The organism is Buttiauxella sp. 3AFRM03, assembly GCF_003675305.1.
Lineage (GTDB): Bacteria > Pseudomonadota > Gammaproteobacteria > Enterobacterales > Enterobacteriaceae > Buttiauxella > Buttiauxella ferragutiae.
Genome location: NZ_CP033076.1, coordinates 4759197 through 4780781 on the forward strand (window position 1 = coordinate 4759197; position 21585 = coordinate 4780781).

The 21585-nt window shown below is 55.4% G+C and carries 28 protein-coding genes; 25 read left to right on the plus strand and 3 right to left on the minus strand.

Annotated elements, in window-relative coordinates; all coding sequences use genetic code 11:
- Nucleotides 1-273 precede the first annotated feature (273 nt).
- Together D8682_RS23655 and D8682_RS23660 are read right to left on the minus strand one after the other, a co-directional pair.
- Entirely contained in the window at nucleotides 274-1308 is a 1035-nt protein-coding gene (locus D8682_RS23655) for a phage portal protein (protein ID WP_121815261.1), read from the minus strand.
- Nucleotides 1308-3080 carry a terminase ATPase subunit family protein gene (locus tag D8682_RS23660; RefSeq protein WP_121815262.1) on the minus strand — a complete coding sequence of 591 codons (1773 nt, stop codon included), beginning with the start codon at nucleotides 3078-3080 and terminating at the stop codon, nucleotides 1308-1310. The genes D8682_RS23655 and D8682_RS23660 overlap by 1 nt, the downstream gene beginning before the upstream one ends.
- Nucleotides 3081-3245: 165 nt before the next feature.
- Between D8682_RS23660 and D8682_RS23665 the strand changes: the two genes are divergently transcribed.
- From D8682_RS23665 to D8682_RS23750, 18 genes are all read left to right on the plus strand, one after another.
- On the plus strand, nucleotides 3246-4067 hold the full coding sequence (locus tag D8682_RS23665; protein ID WP_121815263.1) for a GPO family capsid scaffolding protein: 822 nt from the start codon (nucleotides 3246-3248) through the stop codon (nucleotides 4065-4067).
- A gap of 31 nt (nucleotides 4068-4098) precedes the next feature.
- Entirely contained in the window at nucleotides 4099-5169 is a 1071-nt protein-coding gene (locus D8682_RS23670; RefSeq protein WP_121815264.1) for a phage major capsid protein, P2 family, read from the plus strand.
- Between the two features lie 3 nt (nucleotides 5170-5172).
- On the plus strand, nucleotides 5173-5925 hold the full coding sequence (locus D8682_RS23675; RefSeq protein ID WP_121815265.1) for a terminase endonuclease subunit: 753 nt from the start codon (nucleotides 5173-5175) through the stop codon (nucleotides 5923-5925).
- 92 nt (nucleotides 5926-6017) lie between these two features.
- On the plus strand, nucleotides 6018-6524 hold the full coding sequence (locus D8682_RS23680; protein ID WP_121815768.1) for a head completion/stabilization protein: 507 nt from the start codon (nucleotides 6018-6020) through the stop codon (nucleotides 6522-6524).
- The gene (locus tag D8682_RS23685; RefSeq protein ID WP_121814369.1) at nucleotides 6524-6727 is read left to right on the plus strand and encodes a tail protein X; all 204 of its coding nucleotides are present in this window, start codon (nucleotides 6524-6526) and stop codon (nucleotides 6725-6727) included. The genes D8682_RS23680 and D8682_RS23685 overlap by 1 nt, the downstream gene beginning before the upstream one ends.
- On the plus strand, nucleotides 6718-6939 hold the full coding sequence (locus tag D8682_RS23690; RefSeq protein WP_115631019.1) for a primosomal protein: 222 nt from the start codon (nucleotides 6718-6720) through the stop codon (nucleotides 6937-6939). Before D8682_RS23685 ends, D8682_RS23690 begins: the two co-directional genes overlap by 10 nt.
- Nucleotides 6923-7432 (plus strand): lysozyme, encoded by a 510-nt coding sequence (locus D8682_RS23695; RefSeq protein ID WP_121815266.1) that lies wholly within the window; start codon nucleotides 6923-6925, stop codon nucleotides 7430-7432. Before D8682_RS23690 ends, D8682_RS23695 begins: the two co-directional genes overlap by 17 nt.
- Nucleotides 7429-7854, plus strand: coding sequence for an Rz-like lysis system protein LysB (gene lysB, locus D8682_RS23700; RefSeq protein WP_121815267.1), 426 nt, complete (start codon nucleotides 7429-7431; stop codon nucleotides 7852-7854). Before D8682_RS23695 ends, lysB begins: the two co-directional genes overlap by 4 nt.
- Nucleotides 7742-7987 (plus strand): Rz1-like lysis system protein LysC, encoded by a 246-nt coding sequence (lysC, locus tag D8682_RS27265; RefSeq protein WP_121815268.1) that lies wholly within the window; start codon nucleotides 7742-7744, stop codon nucleotides 7985-7987. The genes lysB and lysC overlap by 113 nt, the downstream gene beginning before the upstream one ends.
- Nucleotides 7950-8417, plus strand: coding sequence for a phage tail protein (locus D8682_RS23710; RefSeq protein WP_121815269.1), 468 nt, complete (start codon nucleotides 7950-7952; stop codon nucleotides 8415-8417). Before lysC ends, D8682_RS23710 begins: the two co-directional genes overlap by 38 nt.
- Nucleotides 8410-8862, plus strand: a complete 453-nt coding sequence (locus D8682_RS23715) for a phage virion morphogenesis protein (protein ID WP_121815270.1) — start codon at nucleotides 8410-8412, stop codon at nucleotides 8860-8862. Before D8682_RS23710 ends, D8682_RS23715 begins: the two co-directional genes overlap by 8 nt.
- Before the next feature lie 192 nt (nucleotides 8863-9054).
- On the plus strand, nucleotides 9055-9765 hold the full coding sequence (locus tag D8682_RS23720; RefSeq protein ID WP_121815271.1) for a hypothetical protein: 711 nt from the start codon (nucleotides 9055-9057) through the stop codon (nucleotides 9763-9765).
- A gap of 151 nt (nucleotides 9766-9916) precedes the next feature.
- The gene (locus D8682_RS23725; RefSeq protein WP_121814361.1) at nucleotides 9917-10558 is read left to right on the plus strand and encodes a phage baseplate assembly protein V; all 642 of its coding nucleotides are present in this window, start codon (nucleotides 9917-9919) and stop codon (nucleotides 10556-10558) included.
- Nucleotides 10555-10905 carry a GPW/gp25 family protein gene (locus D8682_RS23730; protein WP_121815272.1) on the plus strand — a complete coding sequence of 117 codons (351 nt, stop codon included), beginning with the start codon at nucleotides 10555-10557 and terminating at the stop codon, nucleotides 10903-10905. Before D8682_RS23725 ends, D8682_RS23730 begins: the two co-directional genes overlap by 4 nt.
- 4 nt (nucleotides 10906-10909) lie before the next feature.
- Nucleotides 10910-11818: a baseplate assembly protein gene (locus D8682_RS23735; RefSeq protein WP_121815273.1), complete on the plus strand. Its 909-nt coding sequence runs from the start codon at nucleotides 10910-10912 to the stop codon at nucleotides 11816-11818.
- Complete coding sequence (locus D8682_RS23740; RefSeq protein WP_121815274.1) at nucleotides 11811-12341, plus strand: phage tail protein I; 531 nt, start codon at nucleotides 11811-11813, stop codon at nucleotides 12339-12341. The genes D8682_RS23735 and D8682_RS23740 overlap by 8 nt, the downstream gene beginning before the upstream one ends.
- Before the next feature lie 11 nt (nucleotides 12342-12352).
- Nucleotides 12353-14275, plus strand: coding sequence for a phage tail protein (locus D8682_RS23745; protein WP_121815275.1), 1923 nt, complete (start codon nucleotides 12353-12355; stop codon nucleotides 14273-14275).
- Between the two features lie 12 nt (nucleotides 14276-14287).
- Nucleotides 14288-14812 (plus strand): tail fiber assembly protein, encoded by a 525-nt coding sequence (locus D8682_RS23750; protein ID WP_121815276.1) that lies wholly within the window; start codon nucleotides 14288-14290, stop codon nucleotides 14810-14812.
- Between the two features lie 28 nt (nucleotides 14813-14840).
- Here the strand turns inward: D8682_RS23750 and D8682_RS23755 are convergent, their stop codons facing one another.
- Entirely contained in the window at nucleotides 14841-15029 is a 189-nt protein-coding gene (locus D8682_RS23755; RefSeq protein WP_121815277.1) for a hypothetical protein, read from the minus strand.
- A gap of 245 nt (nucleotides 15030-15274) precedes the next feature.
- Between D8682_RS23755 and D8682_RS23760 the strand changes: the two genes are divergently transcribed.
- From D8682_RS23760 to D8682_RS23790, 7 genes are all read left to right on the plus strand, one after another.
- Entirely contained in the window at nucleotides 15275-16462 is a 1188-nt protein-coding gene (locus tag D8682_RS23760) for a phage tail sheath protein (protein ID WP_121815278.1), read from the plus strand.
- A 13-nt stretch (nucleotides 16463-16475) separates the two neighbouring features.
- Nucleotides 16476-16997, plus strand: a complete 522-nt coding sequence (locus tag D8682_RS23765; RefSeq protein WP_121815279.1) for a phage major tail tube protein — start codon at nucleotides 16476-16478, stop codon at nucleotides 16995-16997.
- Nucleotides 16998-17059: 62 nt separating this feature from the next.
- The gene (locus tag D8682_RS23770; protein WP_121815280.1) at nucleotides 17060-17365 is read left to right on the plus strand and encodes a phage tail assembly protein; all 306 of its coding nucleotides are present in this window, start codon (nucleotides 17060-17062) and stop codon (nucleotides 17363-17365) included.
- 32 nt (nucleotides 17366-17397) lie between these two features.
- Nucleotides 17398-17517 (plus strand): GpE family phage tail protein, encoded by a 120-nt coding sequence (locus D8682_RS23775; protein ID WP_121814353.1) that lies wholly within the window; start codon nucleotides 17398-17400, stop codon nucleotides 17515-17517.
- Nucleotides 17510-19915, plus strand: coding sequence for a phage tail tape measure protein (locus D8682_RS23780; RefSeq protein WP_121815281.1), 2406 nt, complete (start codon nucleotides 17510-17512; stop codon nucleotides 19913-19915). The genes D8682_RS23775 and D8682_RS23780 overlap by 8 nt, the downstream gene beginning before the upstream one ends.
- A 12-nt stretch (nucleotides 19916-19927) precedes the next feature.
- Nucleotides 19928-20389: a phage tail protein gene (locus tag D8682_RS23785; protein WP_121815282.1), complete on the plus strand. Its 462-nt coding sequence runs from the start codon at nucleotides 19928-19930 to the stop codon at nucleotides 20387-20389.
- Nucleotides 20389-21555 (plus strand): phage late control D family protein, encoded by a 1167-nt coding sequence (locus tag D8682_RS23790; protein ID WP_121815283.1) that lies wholly within the window; start codon nucleotides 20389-20391, stop codon nucleotides 21553-21555. The genes D8682_RS23785 and D8682_RS23790 overlap by 1 nt, the downstream gene beginning before the upstream one ends.
- Nucleotides 21556-21585: the final 30 nt, after the last annotated feature.

A 21585-nucleotide genomic window follows, 5' to 3' on the forward strand; every position in this document is an offset into this window, starting at 1 on the left:
TTCACTCTAAAGCGCCAGGCGTCATACGGGTTACGATATGTCAGGCAACTGCATTAAAACCGACCCATGAAGCGGGCAGGCGTGGCGGGGATAGCATTGCGCGCTGGCGTGGTATTTATTTTATTTAATTTGCGCCTGAGCGCGTCGTGATGGCGAGTTTTGGTGTTCCGCTTCGCTTGGGTGGGGTTGTTGGTGTACGCACTGTGTGGCGCTTCTGAGGGCGTGAGGCTAGGGCGTAAAAAAGCCGCTACGTGAGCGGCTGAAAGCGGGGGATTATTCGGCGGGTGTCAGCTCGTAAGCCTTAAAGCGGATCACCTCCTCACCAATCCACTCATTCACCTCCTTGATTCGCTCCTGCAACGGCGTCAGCTCATTACGCACAAACACCTGTGCGGCCTTCACCACGTCACCGAAACCGCCGGTATTATTCGGGATGACACCCATCATTTGCGGTGGCACACGGTGCGCGCTCATTAAATCCTCGGCGCTGGCTTTCTTGATGTTAAAGAAATCATCTTTGGTCGCCACCTCGCTGAGTGGGACGATTTTAATCCCGTCCGGTTTACCGTTCGGCGCGTAGAAAAACAGGTTCTTGAAGTTCCCCAGTCCCTTCGAGCTGCGCATCGCCTCGCGCAGGGATTCCACATCCGTGCTGCTCTGCGCGGCGTCCGTCACATACATGATGTAACCGGCGTGCGCGCCGTTCTGGTAATACTTGCGACGGAAAAGCGTTGCCGATTCATTCAGCCAGGCTGAATTAAGGGCGCTGAGGTATTCCGGCAGGCCGTACAGCTCCTGGTTAATATCCGGCTCCAGTAAATGGAACACCGAACCCGGCGCAAACTCATGCGGGGTGACAAACGACTGCACAAACCAGTACGCATCCTCGCCGGTGCCTTTACGGGTGTATTTGGCCGGTGAGGTTTCGAGCCGTAACAGCTTGCCGGTGACACTCATGCGCTTTTCTAAAAACGCATTGCCGAACACCAGAAAATCCAGCGCGAAGCGGCTGAAATCCTGCTGCGAAAGCAGCGGGTGCGGGATAAAGGTCGAGGCGAGAATATTACGCTTTACATAAATCGGCGAGCTGTGGTGAACGGCAGCGCGCAGCGTTTTAGCAAGACCGGTAAAACTCACCGGCGGCTCAAACCATTTACCGTTACCGACGCACTCGGTGTAGTCGAGAATGTCACGGCGATCGAGCACCGGCGACGGCTCACCAAAGGTGAAGGCTTCCATTTTTTGCGGTGCCGCAGCCGGTGGTGTGATGGTATTTTTTGCTGCGTGATATTTGCGTTTCTTCGCCATTAGTTGAACTCCAGAATTGAGGTTGATGCGTTGCCGCTACCGGCAGTTAATGGCTCATTTAACAGGGCGTGCATGGTTGCCCACGCGACATCGGCGTGGCTGGCTTCTTCGCTGCGGCTGGCGTCATAGGTGGCACTGCGCCCGCTGCTGGTCATGGTTTTACGGATAGCCATAAACGAGGCGGTGATGTCGGTATAACTCACGTCATATTCCAGGCATCCGCGGCCAATGGTGTCTTTGGCTTTGAGCACCATCGCGGTTTTCACCTCCGGGCTGTAACGGATTTCCCGCGCTGCCGGGTAGAACGCTCTGACGAGCTGGTAAACACCCTGGCCGATACCGGTCGCATCGATACCGATGTACTCGACGTGGTATTTTTCGGTCAGCTTTTTGATGGACTCGGCCTGGGTCGCAAAGTCCATCCCTTTCCACTGGTGACGCTCCAGAATGCGGAATTTACCGCCAGCTACCACCGGCGGAGCCAGCACCACGCATCCGGCACTGTCGCCGGTGTGTGACGGGTCGTAACCAATCCACACCGGGCGATAACCAAACGGGCGTGTGGCGAACGGCTGCCAGTCATCCGCCCAGGCTTCCATACTGTCGACCATGCAGCGTTGCAGCTCCTCGAACGGAAACACCGAGGCTTTGTCGTCGACAAACTCGCACATGAACAAATTGCGGAAATCTTCGGCGCTGTTTTCTCGCTTCAGCGTGTCGAGATTAAACAGGTCACAGCCCCCGGCGAGCGCATCCTCAATGGTGACAATCTGCCGCCACTGGCCATCGGCACAGGCCATGCCGTTTTTTAATGCGGTGTGGCTGATATCGAGATCCACACACTCGCTTTTATCCGACCGGCCTTTGTTAAACAGCTCGCCTGACCAGAACGGGTACGCGCCATGCGCCAGCGTGGACGGGGTCGAAAAATAGGTTGAGCGCAGATGCTGTTGCGAAGCCATGCCCGATGCCACTTTGCGCAGTTTTTGGAAGTTGGGGATCCAGAAAATCTCATCGACCAGCAGGTCACCGTTATGGCTCTGCGCAGTGTTGGAATTGGTGCCGAGAAAAATCAGTTTTGCGCCGTTGTTGCCGATGACAATCGGGTCGCCTGTCAGGTCAACATCGACCAGGCGCGCAAACTGGATGATGTACTCGCGGAACACATACGCCTGCGTCTTGGATGCCGAGAGAAAAATCTGGTTATGGCCGGTTTTCAGGGCGCGTAACAGCGATTCACGCGAGAAATAAAATGTTGCGCCAATCTGGCGGGATTTGAGGATATTGCGGATACGGTGTTGCAGTCCCGCCTGATGCCAGCCGAGCTGATACTCAAAGGATTCGGCAAAGAAAATCTCCTCCAGTTTCTCGATAGCCTCGTCGCTGAAATAGTTCTTTTTCGGCTTCTTACGCTCGCCTTTATTGCGGTTCGCCACGTTGGGATTTAAATCCGCTTCACTGCCGGTCTGGTTATAGCGATTCACCCGCGCCAGCCGCTCAATCTGTCGGCCTAACAGGTCGATTTCTTTGAAGTCGCCGCCGTCTTTTTTCGGCTTGGTAATCAGCTGAATTAATCGTGCTTCGAGGCTGTTTTCGACTCGGGTGATCGGCGCGATGCCGTCCCATCCGTCGCGCTGTTTCCAGCTCTGCACTGTCGGGCGTTTCTGTCCGAGCATTTCGGCAATCTGTGGCACGGAAAACCCCTGCCAGTAGAGCAGTGACGCCTGTCGTCGTGGATCTTTAAGAATGGAGGTATCGGTGGTGATGGTCATGTTTGCCTCGCGTTATTCGACAGAGGCAAGGCTACTGAAGCGGGGTGCGATGCGCGCTAAGGTGCTGTTGTGTCAGGGGTAAGCCATCCGGGATGAATGGCAGGCCGGGTGCAGAGTCAGGAAACTAAGCCTGACCCAATCACCCCACACTCAGGACTCCTGAACATGGCAAAGAAAGTTTCTAAATGGTTCCGCATCGGCGTCGAAGGTGACACCTGCGACGGTCGCGTGATCAGCGGCACCGATATTCAGGAAATGGCCGATTCATTCGACCCGCGTGTCTACGGCGCACGCATCAATCTCGAGCACATCACCAGTGTGTTACCTGACAGCCCATTTTGCCGCTACGGCGATGTCACCGAGCTGAAAGCCGAAACCATTGATGATGATTCGGTACTGAATGGCAAGCTCGCGCTGTTTGCCCGCATCACCCCGCTGGCGAACCTGGTGGAAATGGTCGGCAAAGGCCAGAAGGTTTACACCTCGATGGAAATTCGCCCGAATTTCTCCAACTCCGGCAAGTGCTATCTGATTGGCCTCGCGGTCACTGATGACCCGGCAAGCCTCGGCACTGAATATCTGGAATTCTGCTCGCGTGCCAAAACCAATCCGCTCGCGGGTCGCAAAGAACGTCCGGAAGATTTGTTCTCGGTTGCCACCCTGGCTGAGCTGGAATTTGAAGACCAGCCCGACACCCTGCTGAACAAACTGACCGACACCGTCAAAGGCATTTTCAGCCGTAAACAGGCTGATGATGACGCACGTTTCAGCGATGTGCACGAAGCGGTAACGGTGGTCACAGAGCAGGTGCAGGCCAACCACGACGCCACCGAGCAACGCCTGAACGCGATGGAGCTGTCATTCAGCACCCTGAAAGGCGAACTCTCCACGCTGGAAACCTCACTCGACAACACGGAGAGCTTTACGCAGCGCCGTCGCGAACCGGCAAGCGGCGGCAATGGCGACTCAGTGCTGACCAACTGTTAACCCCGAACAACCTCATTAATCAGGAAAAACAATGCGCCCACAAACCCGCTTTAAATTTAACGCCTACCTCACCCAGGTGGCGAAGCTCAACAACGTCGACACCGGCGACATGACCAAAAAATTCAGCGTTGACCCGTCCGTCACGCAAACGCTGATGAACACCATGCAGGAGTCATCCGACTTTCTGACCCGCATCAACATGGTACCGGTCGCGGAAATGAAGGGGGAAAAAATCGGTGTCGGTGTCTCCGGCTCAATTGCCAGCACCGCCGATACCGCCAGTGGTCATGAGCGTCAGACCGAAGATTTCACCGCGCTGGAGTCCAATAAATACGAATGTGATCAGGTCAATTTCGATTTCCATATTCGTTTTCGTACCCTCGATTTATGGGCGCGTTTCCAGGACTTCCAGCTGCGTATTCGTAACGCCATTATCAAACGTCAGTCGCTCGATTTAATGATGGCCGGTTTCAACGGCATTAAGCGTGCTGCAACCTCTGACCGCAGCAAAAATCCCCTGTTGCAGGACGTGGCGGTCGGCTGGTTGCAGAAATACCGCAACGAAGCGCCCGCACGTGTGATGAACAAACATACCGCTGAAGATGGCACTGTTTCGGATGTGATCCGCGTGGGTAAACACGGCGATTACGCCAACCTCGATGCGCTGGTGATGGATGCCACCAATACCATGATTGCGCCGTGGTATCAGGAAGACCCTGACCTTGTGGTGATTTGTGGTCGTCAGCTACTGGCCGACAAATACTTCCCGATTGTGAATCAGGAGCAGGCCAACACCGAAGCGATGGCGGCGGACGTGATTGTCAGCCAGAAACGCATCGGCAACCTGCCAGCGGTGCGCGTGCCGTTCTTCCCGGCGAATGGCCTGATGGTGACTACCCTCGAAAACCTGTCGATTTACTACATGGATGACAGCCATCGCCGCATCATCGATGAGAACGGCAAGCTTGACCGCATCGAAAACTACGAATCCATGAACATTGATTACGTTATCGAGGATTACGCCGCCGGTTGCCTGGTTGAAAACATCCAGCTCGGTGAGTTCCCTGCGCCGCCAAAAGATGAACCGGCAGCGGAGGCATAAACCATGACGAGTCCCGCCGCACGTCACATGATGCGGGTCTCGGCCATTGTGACCGCGCAGCGGGACGATAACCCGCTGCGCCATGCAAATGCTTACGAGCAGATGCTGGTCAAACTGGCCGCCGACCAGCGCATTTTAAAAACCATTCATTCCATCGAGCGCAAGGCCGACAAAAAGCGCGCGCTGTTGCCGTCCTATGCGCCGTGGGTCGCCGGTGTGCTGGCCGAAGGCAAAGGCGCGCAGGATGACATCGTGATGACCGTCATGCTGTGGAAGCTCGATGCCGGTGATATTGCCGGTGCGCTGGAGATTGGCCGCTATGCGATGCAGTACGGGTTGACCATGCCCGCGCTGCACAAACGCACCACACCGTATGTGCTCGCCGAGGATGTGGCACTGGCGGCCATGCGTGCCCATGCCGCTGGTGAGTCAGTGGATGTCGCTTTGCTGCTGGCAACCCAGACCCTGACCAGCACCGCTGATATGCCCGACAAAGTGCGTGGACGCCTGCACAAAATCACTGGTCTGGTGCTCCGTGACAAAGGGATGCTGGCGGATGCCCTAGAACAGCTTAAGCGAGCCATGCAGCTCGATGCACAGGCGGGTGTGAAAAAGGACATTGAGCGCCTCGAAAGCGCGCTGAAACCTAAGCCCGTCATCGTGAAAAAACCAAAGACAAAACCGCGAGCGCGTAAACCAGCGACCACACCAGGTAAACGCGGTCGTCCCCGCAAAGTGGCTAACACCACCGGTTAAGAATGCGCCCCGCGCCGGACGGCACGCCGGTTGAGACTGGATTTATTCCTCATCGATACCGGCGTCCACCGTCCACCTATTTTGAGGTTGTCATGACGACAGTGATTATCAGCAAGCCTGAAAGCCCGCAGGCCGGTCAGGGTGTGGTTATTCCCCCGCGCCCGGTCGCGGAAGCGGCCATTACCAATACGGCTTTTTTCCCCGACGTTGAGCCGCTGCGCATTCGCGAGCTGCTGCGCCTTGAGCACACCATCACACCGGTTCGGCTGCGCGCCGCCATTGTTGACGGCATGGCCGAAACCAACGCCGAGCTGCGTGACTACCGCCGTGAGCAGATGGCACTCGGGTATGACAGCCTGGCTGCCGTACCGGCTGACGCGATTGATGGTGAAAGTGTGCGGTGTTTTTACTACCTGCAAGCCGTGACCGCGATGACCACCGCGAAGCTTTATGAGAACTATCGCGGTGTGGATGCGAGCGCCAAAGGGGATAAAAAAGCCGACAGCATCGAGAGCACCATTGATGAAATGTGGCGGGATATGCGCTGGGCGGTGTCGCGCCTCCAGGACAAATCCCGCTGCATCATCGGGCAAATCTGATGAAGGTTTTTGCGCTCCAGGGCGACACCCTCGACGCACTGTGTGCACGCCATTACCGGCGCACCGAGGGTGTGGTCGAAGCAGTGTTACTCGCCAATCCAGGTCTTGCAGAACTCGGTGAGGAGCTGCCTCACGGCACCGCGGTTGAACTGCCGGATGTCGATTCCTCACCGGTCACGGAGACCCTGAATTTATGGGACTGACAATGGAAAAAATCACCACGTTTGTCACTTACTGGCTGTCGGTGGCGCTGGCGTATTTCGGTACGCAGACGCCGGAAAAACTGGCGCTGTATGTCGGCGGGGGCTGTGCGATTTTCACCGCGCTGGTGAATTTCTGGTATCGCCGCCAGACCTTCCGCTATCTGCGCGCAATGGGGCTGAATGAGGAGGTGGTGCGTGGCATCAATCGTTAAACGTTGCAGTGTCGCGGTAGTGCTGGCGCTTGCCGTTCTGCTGCCGGATTTCTCATTACTGAAAACCTCACCCGACGGGCTGGCACTGATTGCCGACCTCGAAGGGTGTCGCCTGAAACCGTACCAGTGCAGCGCCGGTGTCTGGACATCAGGCATCGGTCACACCGCAGGCGTTACGCCAAAAGGCGATATTACCGAGCGTCAGGCCGCGCAGAACCTGGTCAGCGACGTGCTCAATGTTGAGCGCCGTCTTGCGGTCTGCGTGCCGGTAGATATGCCGCAACCGGTGTATGACGCGGTGGTGAGTTTTGCGTTTAACGTTGGCACCGGTGCGGCCTGTCGCTCAACGATGGTGAGCTACATCAAGCGTTACCAGTGGTGGCAGGTGTGTGACCAGTTCCCGCGCTGGGTGTTTGTGAATGGCGTCAGAAATACCGGGCTGGAAAACCGCCGCGCACGTGAGCGCGCTTACTGTCTCAGGGGGATGGAATGAAAACACTGATGATTTTGCTGTTGCTGGCCGTCGCCGGTCTGATGTGGATGAAGCGCGAAAACAACACGCTGACCCGCTCGTTTGAAAAGGCAAACCGTGTCGCCGGTGAGCAGCAAACCCAGATCATCATGCTGCGCAATCAGCTCGGTGTTGCTGCAAAACTCAGGCAGCGGAATGAACAGGCGCAGGTGGATTTACGCAACCAGCTCACCACCGCAAACACGCTGGCGGCGAACCGTGGCAACACCGTGACGAGGTTACTCAATGAAAATAAAGCGCTGCGTGAGTGGTATGAGTCTGATTTGCCTGATGACATTATCCGGCTGCACACCCGCCCCGCCTTCACCACCACCGCTGATTATTTACAGTGGCTGTCCGAAAGTGGCGCTGTGTCCGATACCGGCAAGCAGCCCGCACACTAACGGTGATTTAAGCGCGGACATTCGCCAGCTTGAGGCGGCACTGGTCAGCTGTGCCACCCAGACTGAAACCATCAAACATTGTCAGGACACACTCGATGCTCAAGCCCGCCAGTTTACGCAAAGCGCTCTGTGATGCGGCACCGGTGCTGCGCAATAATCCCGACATGCTGCGCATTTTTATCGACAGCGGGAAAATCGCCTCCACGCTTGCCAGTTCGCTGTCGTTTGAAAATCAGTACACGCTGAATGTCGTGGTCACCGATTATCACGGCGATCTGGATTACCTTATCGTGCCGGTCAATGCCTGGCTGCGGGAAAACCAGCCCGACATCATGACCACCGATGAAGGGCGCAAAAAAGGCTTCACGTATATCGCCGATATTAACGACGACGAAAGTGTTGACGTGAGTATCAGCCTGTTGCTGACTGAGCGCACGCTGGTCAGGCAGGAAGGGGAAACGCTGCACGTGAAGCACGCCGCCGAGCCACCGTTGCCGGACAATGTCACCCGCCCGATGGAACTCTATGTGCACGGCGAACTGGTGAGTCAGTGGCATGAATGAGCTCAAACCCTTTGAAGATAAGCTCGCTGGTCTGATTGCCAGCCTGTCACCGGCTGCGCGCCGCAGGATGTCGGCTGAGATTGCGAAACAGCTCAGAACCTCGCAACAACAGCGCATCAAACGTCAACAAGCCCCGGACGGCACGCCGTATGCCGCCCGTAAACGCCAGCCGGTGAAAGGTAAAAAAGGCCGGGTGAAACGTGAGATGTTTACCAAACTACGCACCAACCGGTATATGAAGGCGAAAGGCTCTAACGAGGCTGCGGTGGTGGAATTTACCGGACGCGTGCAGCGCATGGCGCGTGTGCATCAGGAGGGGTTAAGGGATAAGCCAAACCGGTATAGTGAGGGTGTGCAGTATGAGGCACGGCCATTGTTGGGAGTTAATCAAGATGAGCGACAATTAGTCGAGGATATAATTATCAGTCATCTTGCAAAGGTTTAGCTACAGTCTTTTACTAATACTAAATTAATACTTTGCATTACGTTGATGTATTTATACTTACAAATAGTCCTAAGCTATCAATAACACCAACCAAGTAATTTATTTCTCCCAAATCAATTTACTAATTTTCGTATTAATTCTGTGTTTTTTTAATGAACTGCATTTGTTTGGCATTAGTTGTCGAGGTTAACAATGAGCAAACAACGAGTACTCATAGCAATAGCACAGCATGTGCAACTGATCGAACGTGCCAAACGTATGCTTGCAGCGGATGCTGCGGGTCGCCCTTTACCTGAAGAGGCTCAGTATCATCAACGCGAATTAGAAAATTTTGAGGCATTACTGAAGAATATTGTTTTCGATATTAAAGGTGAGATACCTGAAGAAAGCGAGTGGATAGCACCCTCATCATTTGCACTTTCCAACACAATTCGTAACGATGATTTTGGCTGGTTAAAAGCATATAAGCGTGGGTTAGAAATATCAAAAAACTATTTTCAGTCTTTGCTTACCATCTATTCTGATGAGGTGCATATGGGCGATAAGTATAACGTAGGAGAAGGGAATGTTGTGCTTATTCACTCAACCGCTCAAGACATTTCAAATCGACGAGATACCGAAATTACTACACGCGAATCTATAGATCTGGTTGTGCTGGCAAGCCAGTTATCTGAACTTCGTAGGGAGCTGAGACGAGAGTTAGCATTAAGGGATGATTCACTTCCCGAGCATGACATTGCACTTGGTGTTTTAGCTGAAGCAGAGGAAGCCGCCAGGGAGGGAACTGGTGATATAAGTAAAATTCTTGGCCGCCTCAAGGGGGCTGCGAGTTGGTGTTTGGATGTAGCCACCAAAATTGGGGTTAGCGTTGCTGCAGACATAATTAAATCAAGCTTGAAATAGACTAAATGGATATTTCGCAATAAGTTGCGACTAACATATAAGCTGGACGGTTTTACAGCTTCAGTAAGATTACATCCTGGTCTGGTTGTGCTATCAATCAGATAACGCTCTTGCGTTGCTGCTCGCCCGTACAGGCGGCATCCTTTCCCTCATGAATACTCTCTCATCACTCCAGGATCTCGCGCGCCTGCTGCGCAACCTTATCCGCACCGGCGTCGTGACCGATGTCGACACCGTGCGGGCATTATGCCGTGTGGAAACCGGCGGTATCATCACCGACTGGTTGCACTGGCTGACACCCCGCGCTGGTCGCTCACGTACATGGTGGGCACCGTCTGTCGGCGAGCAGGTGTTAGTGCTGGCGATGGGCGGCGAGCTGGACACCGCTTTCGTTCTGCCTGGCATCTACTCCGATGATAACCCCGCGCCGTCAGTCTCCGCCGACGCGCTACACGTTTCTTTCCCTGATGGTGCAATTCTCGAATACGAACCGGAGACCGGTGCACTGACTGTTTCGGGTATTAAAACCGCCATGGTTACGGCGTCTGAATCTGTGGTCGTCACAGTGCCGCTTGTGACCGTCAAAGCCAGCCAGAAAATCACCCTCGATACACCGGAAGTGGTCTGCACGAACAAGCTCACCACCGGCACGCTGGAAGTGAAACAGGGCGGCAGCATGAGCGGCAATATCGAGCACAGCGGCGGCACGTTTAAATCCAACGGCGTGCAGGTTGATGACCACGACCACGGTGGAGTGCAGCGTGGCGGAAGTCTGACGGAGGGTATCCTGTGACGGCTCGTTATCTCGGCATGGATCGTGCCACCGGCCTGAGTTTGTCCGATTCCGGACATATCAGTCAAAGCGTGCGCGACATTCTTATCACCCCCATTGGCTCACGCGTGATGCGCCGCGATTACGGCTCGCTGTTATCAGCACTGATTGACCAGCCCGATAACCCGGCGCTGCGCCTGCAAATTATGTCGGCCTGTTACATGGCCATCCTGAAATGGGAGCCGCGTATCCGGTTGACGGCCATCACCTTTGAGAGCACCACCGCAGGCGCGTTATTCGTCGATATCACCGGCACGCGTACCGGCACCGGTGGCGCGCCTTTTTCCTTAACCATTCCCCTGAGCTGAGATTATGGCAACCATTGACCTGAGCCAGTTACCGCCGCCGGACGTGGTCGAGGTACTGGACTATGAAACCCTGCTCGCCGAGCGCAAGGCGACACTGATTTCTCTTTACCCGGAGGAGGAGCAGGAAGCCGTCGCGCGGGTGCTGGCGCTGGAATCCGACCCCATCGTCAAGCTGCTGGAGGAGAACGCGTATCGTGAGCTGATTCTGCGCCAGCGGGTTAACGAGTCGGCACTGGCGGTGATGCTGGCATTTTCCAGGGCAAATGACCTCGATGTGCTCGGCGCAAATAATAACGTCACACGCCTGGTCATTACGCCAGCCGATGACAGCGCTATCCCGCCAGTGGCGGCGGTGATGGAATCCGACAGTGATTTCCGTCTGCGTATTCAGCAATCGTTTGAAGGGCTGAGTGTTGCTGGTCCTGTCGGGGCGTATCAGTTCCATGGCCGCAGTGCCGACGGGCGGGTCGCTGATGTGTCGGTGATCAGCCCGTCACCGGCCTGTGTAACGATTTCCGTGTTGTCGCGTGAAGGGAACGGCACCGCCAGTGATGAGCTGGTGAACATTGTCAGCCTTGCCCTGAATGATGAGAACGTGCGCCCGGTGGCTGACCGTGTGACGGTGCAGTCGGCGGTCATTGTCGACTATGTAATTGACGCGACACTTTACCTTTACCCTGGACCCGAACTGGAGCCGGTGAGGCAGGCTGCCGAGGCCAAACTGAAAGCCTATATCAGCGCGCAGCACCGCCTCGGGCGCGATATTCGCAAGTCGGCCATTTATGCCGCTTTACATGTGGAGGGTGTGCAGCGCGTCGAGCTGACTAAACCGCTGGCCGACATCGTGCTCGATGACACTCAGGCCTCGTACTGTGCGGATTACCAAATCGTTATCGGGGGTGCTGATGAATAACGTCCGGCTGCTGCCGGTTGGCTCCTCTGAGCTTGAGCTGGCCGCCGCAAAAGCCTGTGCCGAACTGACGCGCGTCCCGGTGCCGCTGCGCCAGCTCTGGAACCCGCTGGAATGCCCCGCACCGCTGCTGCCGTATCTGGCGTGGGCGTTTTCGGTTGACCGCTGGGATGAGAACTGGACGGAAGAAGCCAAACGCAACGTTATCCAGACCGCCAAATACATTCACAAACACAAAGGCACCATCGGCGCTATCCGGCGCGTGGTGGAGCCGCTCGGCTATCTGATTAATGTCACCGAGTGGTGGCAGAGCAACGAAGCACCCGGCACGTTTCGTCTTGATATTGGCGTGCTGGAAAGCGGCATTACCGAGGAAATGTACCTCGAAATGGAGCGCCTGATTGCTGATGCAAAAGCCGCCAGCCGTCACCTGACTGGCCTGAACATTACCCAGGATGTCAGGGGCGAATTTTACGTCGGTGGCATGAGCTATGACGGCGACATTATTACCGTGTACCCCGGATAAAAGAGGCAATTATGACCGTGAAATATAAAACACTGCTGACCACCGCCGGGGCGGCAAAACTGGCTGCTGCCACCGCAGGCGGCACACTGATTAGCCTGACACACATGGCTGTCGGGGATGGCGGCGGCTCGCTGCCGGAGCCGGATGTCAGCCAGACAGCCCTCATCCGTGAAAAATGGCGCGCAGAACTGAATAAAATCAGCATCGATGTCAATCACGATAATTACGTGGTGGTCGAGCTGGTTATTCCGCCGGAACGGGGCGGATTCTGGATGCGGGAAATGGGCTTGTTTGATGCTGATGGCACACTTATCGCCATTGCCAATATGGCCGAAAGCTACAAGCCGAAACTGGCTGAGGGTTCAGGCCGCGCGCAAACCGTGCGTATGGTGATTATGGTCAGTGCCATTGAGTCGGTTGACCTGACCATCGACACCACCACGGTGATGGCGACCCAGGACTACGTTGATAATCAACTCGCGGAACATGAACGCTCGCGCCGACATCCTGATGCCACGCTGGAGGATAAGGGTTTTACCCAACTGAGCAGCGCGCTCAACAGTGACAGCGAGGTGCTGGCCGCCACGCCGAAAGCGGTGAAAGCCGCATTTGATATGGGCGATAAGGCGAACAAAAATGCCGACAGCCGCCTGCTCAAAGAAAACAACCTGTCGGATTTACCTGATGCTGGTCAGGCTCGCCAGCATCTCGGGCTGAAAGGTGCGGCGGTGATGGATACCGGCACCACGGCGGGAACGGTGGCGGCGGGTGACGACGCGCGTATTGTTAACGCCCTGCAGAAAGACAAAAACCTTTCTGATGTGGAAAACAAGGAACAGGCTCGGGAAAACCTCGGGCTGAAATCCGCCGCCTTGTGTGACGCTCAGACCTCAAGCGCGGATGTCACTCCCGGGCGCGTGCTCGTCAACGGAGGCACATTCTCCATTGGTGCTAATCAGGTTCAGATGCAGGTGGGCAAGGCCAGCTTCCGGTTCAGTGATAATGGCGACGTCACCGTCCCACGCGCAATTAACATCGGCGACAGTGACACGGGGTTCCTGGCAAACGGCGACGGCAGCGCATTTATCCGGGCCAATAATGCGAATATTGGTTGGTGGGATAGCAGCAAATTTGTACTTGATAGATATTTTCAAGCTAATGGCGGATTACAGACATCCAGTATTGAACTGACGGGCGGCGCATCGGTTATCGACTTCCATTTTAATTCTGATGCCAATGACTACAACATCCGTCTGTTTAACAATGCTTACAACCAGCTTTCCATGCAGGGCGTGGCAGCCAATCCACTCTTTAACCATTCCTCTGGGCAGTTTGTTGGCAAAGGATTTGCGGGAGGATGGGGATCTGAGTGGGGTAATTTTCAAGTTGCCCCATTTAATGCCGCAGACACCTATTCCCCTGATGGAGATGCCTGGTGTCCTCTGATTAAAGGCCACGGTCAAAAAGGTACTGGCTACGCCTCCAGTGTTGCCTTTGGTTTTTACATCCCTAAAGGCCAGGCTTTCAATGACCCCGTTATCCTGGTCAAAAATGATAACGGAACAATTAGTCGGTGGATGTTCAATAACCAGAGCGGGGATATCGGTTACTCCACTGGTCCGGTTAATCGTAATGTTGCGTTTATGGACTGGGTCAATAACCGTGTAGTCGATGTACAAACCTGGGTAAATGGCAACTTTTGCACCATTCCGCAACGTGATGCAAAAGCCGATATTTCATGGGTGCGCACCTATTTTGTGCAGAGCATCCGCTTCGGGGCATCTGGTGAATATCAGGAGCGTAGTAACAACGAACGAGTAGGCGGCGGCGTCATGACATCTTTTGCTGACCGGGGGAGTTCAAATTACTGGATCCGTATCCGTCCCCTGCAATACCTCATTAATGACGTCTGGTATACAGCCGCCTACTCATAAGGATTTACAACAATGAAAATAATGAAGAATTTCACCCCATCGGTTAAACAAATGGGTGATATTGCAGTACTGGTTTTTAGCGATGAAGACGGGAAAGACTGGTACGAAGCGCAAAAGGAATTTTCGAAAACCAGCCTGAAATTTATGTTTGATGCTAGGGGCAATATTATTGCAGCTTCATGGGATGCTTCCATGCTGGCGCCTGATAATTTATCCGTTTCAGAAATTAAAAAATCCAGTGTTCCCGTGACGTTTTTTGAAGCGGGTACGCGCTGGGTCTTTGATGGTAAAAAAATCATCCCATTCAGCTATTCGCAGGAAGAACTACAGCAGCAGGCTGAGGACGAACGCGCCCGGCTTATTAGTGATGCGAAAGGAAAAATCGTTGTCAGCCAGACAAAATTAGTACTGGGCCGCACTTTAACTGATAAACAAACGACCAGCCTAAATATGTGGCTTGATTATATTGATGCGCTGGAAGAACTCGACCTGACAGAATCCTCCATTAACTGGCCACCTTTCCCGGCAGACAAATAGCAGACAAAAAAAAGCCCGCATCAGCGGGCTAGACAGACTTTTTCTCTCTTATTTCTCTGTTCGTCACATCAACGCAGTCATCACAAATATCACCGTCCAGTGACATCAGTCTGGAAAACAGGCTCCGACGTTTTCCGCAGTGCGCACACTCAAAACCCATCGGCAGCAACGCGTGGGCAACCAGTAACAGCATCAAGACACCCGTGATCATCAGCACCGCACATACTCCCTTATGAATATTGCGGAAAACGATAACGGCAATACATCTTTATAGATAATGGATATAAACGATCAATTCTCGCTAATTGATCGCTCTCGTCGATCAATCTCATCACCTGACAATCCAGTGAGTTAACTTTGGTTTGTCCTTGTTGTGCCTGACCTCAGCCAGCACCCATCGTTAGCCCTCATATCACACAACACCTGAAAATAGACACTTCTGAAAACTACGGAGTGAGCCGGATGAGTGATTACCACCACGGCGTGCAGGTTATTGAAATTAACGACGGCACGCGTGTTATTTCCACGGTCTCGACGGCGGTCATCGGCATGGTGTGTACCGCCAGCGATGCCGACGCGCAGACCTTTCCCCTTAATGAGCCGGTCTTAATTACTAATGTGCAGACCGCCATTGGCAAAGCCGGAACCAAAGGCACCCTGGCGGCTTCCCTCCAGGCGATTGCTGACCAGTGCAAGCCGGTGACGATTGTGGTGCGTGTCGAAGAAGGTGACGACGAGGATGAAGATGCCGCCCGCGCGCAGACCATCAGCAATATCATTGGCGGCACTGATGTAAACGGTAAATACACCGGCATTAAAGCCCTGCTGACGGCTGAGGTCGTAACCGGTGTGAAACCGCGCATTCTCGGCGTGCCGGGGCTGGATTCGCAGGAAGTGGCGGTTGCGCTGGCATCGGTGTGCGTCAGCCTGCGCGCCTTTGGCTATGTCAGTGCGTGGAACTGCAAAACAATTTCTGACGCCATCAAGTATCGCGACAACTTCAGCCAGCGTGAGCTGATGGTTATCTGGCCGGACTTTATCGCCTGGGATACGGAGACGAATGCCAGTGCTCCGGCGTATGCCACGGCACGTGCACTCGGTTTGCGTGCCTTTATTGACCAGACCGTCGGCTGGCACAAAACCCTGTCCAACGTCGGGGTGCAGGGTGTCACCGGTATCAGTGCTTCGGTGTTCTGGGATTTACAGGCCTCCGGCACCGATGCTGACCTGCTCAATGAGGCAGGAGTCACAACCCTTATCCGCAAGGATGGTTTTCGTTTCTGGGGAAACCGCACCTGTTCTGACGACCCGTTATTCCTGTTTGAGAACTACACCCGCACTGCACAGGTGATCGCCGACACGATGGCCGAGGGGCATATGTGGGCGGTGGATAAGCCGATCACACCGGTACTTATCCGCGACATTGTTGACGGCATCAAGGCCAAATTCCGCGAGCTGAAAACCGCCGGTTACATCGTCGATGCAGATTGCTGGTTTGATGAAACCGCCAACGATAAAGAATCCCTGAAAGCCGGGAAACTCTATCTCGATTACGACTACACGCCGGTGCCACCACTGGAAAACCTCACCCTGCGTCAGCGCATCACCGATAAATACCTGGTGAACCTGATCGCCTCGGTCAACGGATAAGGAGCGCTGAATCATGGCAATGCCCCGCAAGCTTAAATCACTCAACCTGTTTAACGACGGCCTCAGTTATATGGGTGTGGTGTCCTCGGTGACGCTGCCGAAGCTCACCCGCAAACTGGAAAATTATCGCGGCGGCGGCATGAACGGTGCCGCGCAGGTGGATTTTGGTCTCGACGATGATGCACTCACGATTGAGTGGACGCTCGGCGGTTTCCCGGATGAAGAACTCTGGGCGCAGTACGCGCTGCCGGGTGCCTCCAGTGTGCCGCTGCGTTTTGCAGGCTCCTACCAGCGCGACGACACCGAAGAAGAAACCGCCGTCGAGGTGGTGGTGCGTGGCCGTCACAAAGAATTTGACGGCGGCGACAGCAAACAGGGTGAGGACACCGAAACCAAAATCACCACGGTGTGCACCTATTACAAGCTGACGATGAACGGTAAAGAGCTGATTGAAATCGACACCCTCAACATGATTGAGAAAGTGAACGGCGTCGACCGTCTGGAGCAGCGCCGCCGCAATATCGGTCTGGCTTAAAGTATTGACCGGTCAGCCAGGCTGGCCGGTTATCCCTTGTGAAATCCACGGAGAACAACCCCATGAGCAACGCAAAAAAATACAAGAACACTTCTGATAACCCGAACATTGTGACCCTGGTGAAGCCGGTTAAACGCGGTGACATTGTGATTGAAACGGTCACCCTGATTAAGCCGACCGCAGGCACCCTGCGCGGGGTGAGTCTCGCTGATGTCGCCAGCTCGGATGTGAACGCGCTGATTAAAGTGCTGCCGCGTATGACTTACCCGAGCCTCACCGAGTCGGATGTCGCCGCGCTGGAACTGCCGGACATGATGACGCTAGCCGCGAAGGTGATCGGTTTTTTGGCTCCGGCTTCGGCGGCTTAAGCTTCCCGTCGGGTTTATCGGTCGACGACCTGATGGCGGATATTGCGGTGATCTTCCACTGGCCGCCATCAGAACTCTACGCCCTGAGCCTGAGCGACCTCATCAGCTGGCGCGAGATGGCGCTAAAACGTAGCGGAAATTCTCATGAGTAATAACGTCAGAATTGAAGTGCTGCTTAAAGCCGTTGACCAGGCGACGCGCCCGTTTAAACACATCCAGACGGCGAGCAAGGCGCTGGCGGGGGATATCCGCAACACGCAGAAAACCCTCAAGGATTTAAACGGCCAGGCATCGCGTATTGACGGTTTTCGTAAAACCAGCGCGCAGCTTGCGGTCACCGGTCAGTCACTGGCAAAAGCAAAACAGGAAGCCGCCGCGCTGGCGGTGCAGTTCCGGAATACCGCCAGTCCGACGCGTGCACAGGCGCAGGCACTGGAAGCCGCAAAGCGTTCGGCTTCGGAATTGCAGACCAAATATAACGGGTTGCGTCAGTCGGTACAGCGCCAGCGGCAGGAGCTGGCACAGGCGGGAATTAACACCCGCACCCTGTCATCCGACGAGCGCCGTCTGAGAAATTCGCTCAGCGAAACCACCGCGCAGCTTAATCGCCAGCGGGAAGCCCTGGCGCGGGTCAGCCGACAGCAGGACAGACTCAACGCCGTCAACAACCGTTATCAGGCCGGTAAACAGCTGGCCGGAACAGCGGGCGCGGTCGGGGCGGCGGGTATCGGCATGGCAACTGCCGGTGTAGCCGCCAGTGTCGGTATCCTGAAACCCGGCTATGACTTTGCGCAGAAAAATTCCGAGTTGCAGGCGGTACTCGGGGTGGAAAAAACCTCACCGGAAATGGAAGCCCTGCGTAAACAGGCGCGCCAGCTCGGCGATAACACCGCAGCGTCAGCAGATGATGCCGCCGGTGCGCAGATTATTATCGCCAAATCCGGCGGGGATGCGGCGGCCATTCAGGCAGCGACACCGGTCACGCTGAATATGGCGCTCGCCAACCAGCGCACCATGGAAGAAAACGCCGCGCTGCTGATGGGGATGCGCTCGGCGTTCCAGCTTTCCGACGACAAGGTCGCGCACATTGGCGATGTGCTTTCGACCACGATGAACAAAACCGCCGCAGACTTTAACGGGCTGAGTGATGCCCTCACCTATATCGCGCCGGTGGCGAAAAATGCCGGTATCAGCATTGAAGAAACCGCCGCGATGGCCGGTGCGCTGCACGATGCGAAAATCACCGGCTCGATGGCAGGCACCGGCAGTCGTGCGGTCATCAGCCGTTTGCAGGCACCGGTCGGCCAGGCGAAAACGGCACTCACTGAGCTGAAAGTCAGCACCGCCGACAGCAAGGGCAACATGCGCCCGCTGTTTACCATCCTGAAAGAAATGCAGGGCAAATTTGAGAAAAACAAACTCGGTACAGCGCAGCGTGCCGAGTACATGAAGGTCATCTTTGGCGAGGAAGCCAGTTCGGCGGCTGCGGTACTGATGACCGACGCCATGACCGGCAAACTCGACAAACTCACCGCCACCTTTAAAGCCTCGGACGGCAAAACCGCCGAACTGGTGAAGGTGATGCAGGACAACCTCGGCGGCGACTTCAAAGAGTTTCAGTCGGCGTATGAGGCGGTCGGTACTGACCTGTTTGACCAGCAGGAATCTTCCCTGCGCCAGCTGACACAAACCACCACCAAATATGTGCTGAAACTTGACCACTGGATTGTGCAGAACAAAGGACTCGCGCAGACGCTGCTCAAGGTCGGGGGCGTGGCGCTGGCGGTGGTCGGTCTGGTCGGGGCGATTGGTCTGGTGGCATGGCCGGTGATTGCCGGTGTCAATGCCCTGATTGCCGCTGCTGGTCTGCTCGGCACCGCGTTTACCGTGGCCGGTGGCGCAATGATGACGGTGCTCGGCGCGCTCAGCTGGCCGATTGTCGCCATCGGTGCCGCCATCGCCGGCGGTGCGCTGCTCATCTATCAATACTGGGAGCCGCTGAGCGCATTCTTCAGCGGTGTGGTGGAAGGACTGAAGGCTGCCTTTGCGCCGGTGGCTGAGATGTTCGCGCCACTGGCTCCGGTGTTTGAGGCTATCGGCCAGAAAGTTCAGGGGGTCTGGCAGTGGTTCAAAGAGCTGATTGCCCCGGTGAAAGCCAGCAAGGACACGCTCGACAGTTGCAAGGAGTCTGGCGTGGCGTTTGGTCAGGCACTGGCCGGTGCTTTCCGGCTCGCCATGACACCATTTACCGCCCTGCGTGACGGAATCGAGTGGGTACTCGACAAGCTCGGCCTCATCAACCAGGAGTCCGGTCAGCTCAGTGTGCAGGCCGAAAAGGTCAACGCTTATGCCAGCGGTACCAGTGGTTATCAGCCGGTCACCGCCAGCAGTGGCAAAACCTACACTGACCAGAGCCGCAATGAGTATCACATCGCCATCGGCGGCAGTGTGCAGAACGGTGGTGAACTTGACCGCCAGCTGCGCGACAGCCTGGAAAAATACGAACGCGAGAAACGGGCGAAACAGCGTGCCAGCATGATGCACGACTAAGGAGGAATCACCATGATGCTTGCCCTCGGCATGTTTGTTTTTCAGTTACAGACACTGCCTTATCAGAGCCTGCAACGAGACGTGGATTATCGCTGGCCGTCGAACAGCCGCGTCGGTCAGCGACCGGCGATGCAGTTCCTCGGCGTGAATGAGGAAAAAATTGTCCTGAGTGGAAGCCTGTTGCCGGAAATCACCGGCGGCAGGCTGTCGCTGCTGGCACTCAACCTGATGGCGGATGAGGGGCGTGCCTGGTCACTGCTCGATGGCAGCGGCACCATTTACGGCATGTTTGTGATTAATTCGGTCAGCGAAACCCACAGCGAGTTTTTTGCCGATGGCTCAGCCATGAAAATTGATTTTACCGTCAGCCTGACCCGCGTGGATGAAACGTTGACGGCGATGTTTGGCGATATCGAGAAGCAGGCCGAAAGCCTGGTCGGGAACATGCAGAGTAAAATCGGAGGGTTATTTTAATGCTGACCGGAATGACACTGGATGCCGGGGCAAGCATGGCACCGGCGTTTATGCTCACCCTCAATCAGCAGGACATCACCCGTAATATCAGTGACCGGCTGATTAGCCTCAGCATGACCGATAACCGCGGCTTTGAGGCTGACCAGCTCGATATCGAACTCGATGACACTGACGGCCTGATTGAGTTGCCGGTGCGCGGCACAGTCTTGTCGCTGTTCCTCGGCTGGCAGGGTTCGGCGCTGCTGGGGAAAGGCCAGTTCACGGTCGATGAAATTGAACACCGTGGCGCACCGGATACGCTGACTATCCGTGCGCGCAGTGCAGATTTTCGCGGCACGCTCAATTCACGCCGTGAGGCGTCCTATCACGACACCACGCTCGGGGAACTGCTGAACACTATCGCCAGCCGTAACAAACTGACGGCCAGCGTCGCCCCGCAGTTCGCCGCGATTGCTGTCCCGCATATTGACCAGACGCAGGAGTCGGATGCGAAATTCCTCACCCGTCTGGCAGAACGCAACGGAGCGGAGGTATCGGTCAAGGCGGGGAAACTGCTGTTCCTGAAAGCGGGTGCCGGTGTTACCGCCAGCGGCAAACCCATTGCGCAGATGAGCATCGAGCGCCGCGACGGTGACCGTCACCAGTTTGCGATTGCTGATCGGGGTGCTTACACCGGCGTGACCGCTAAATGGTTGCACACCAGAGAGCCGAAAGAACAAAAGCAGCAGGTCAAACTCAGGCGTAAGGCTAAACCGCAGAACCTGCGCGCCCTCCAGCACCCGAAGGCTAAGCCGGTAAAAGCGAAGAAAGCACCAAAGGAAAAGGAAGCGCGCGAGGGCGAGTACATGGTCGGTGAGGAAGATAACGTGTTTGCGCTGACCACCACTTACGCCAGCAAGACGCAGGCGATGCGCGCGGCTCAGGCTAAATGGGACAAACTGCAACGCGGGGTGGCGGAGTTTTCGATTAGCCTGGCGATGGGTCGTGCAGATCTTTACCCGGAAACACCGGTCACCGTTTCAGGCTTTAAGCGCGTCATCGACGAGCAGGCATGGACAATCACTAAGGTGATGCACTCACTCAGTAACAGCGGCTTCACGACGTCTCTAGAGCTTGAGGTGAGGCTTATTGATGTAGAGTATCAGGAGGAGGGGGAACGCGAATGAATGATTTCAAGTTGTTGTTATATAATGATT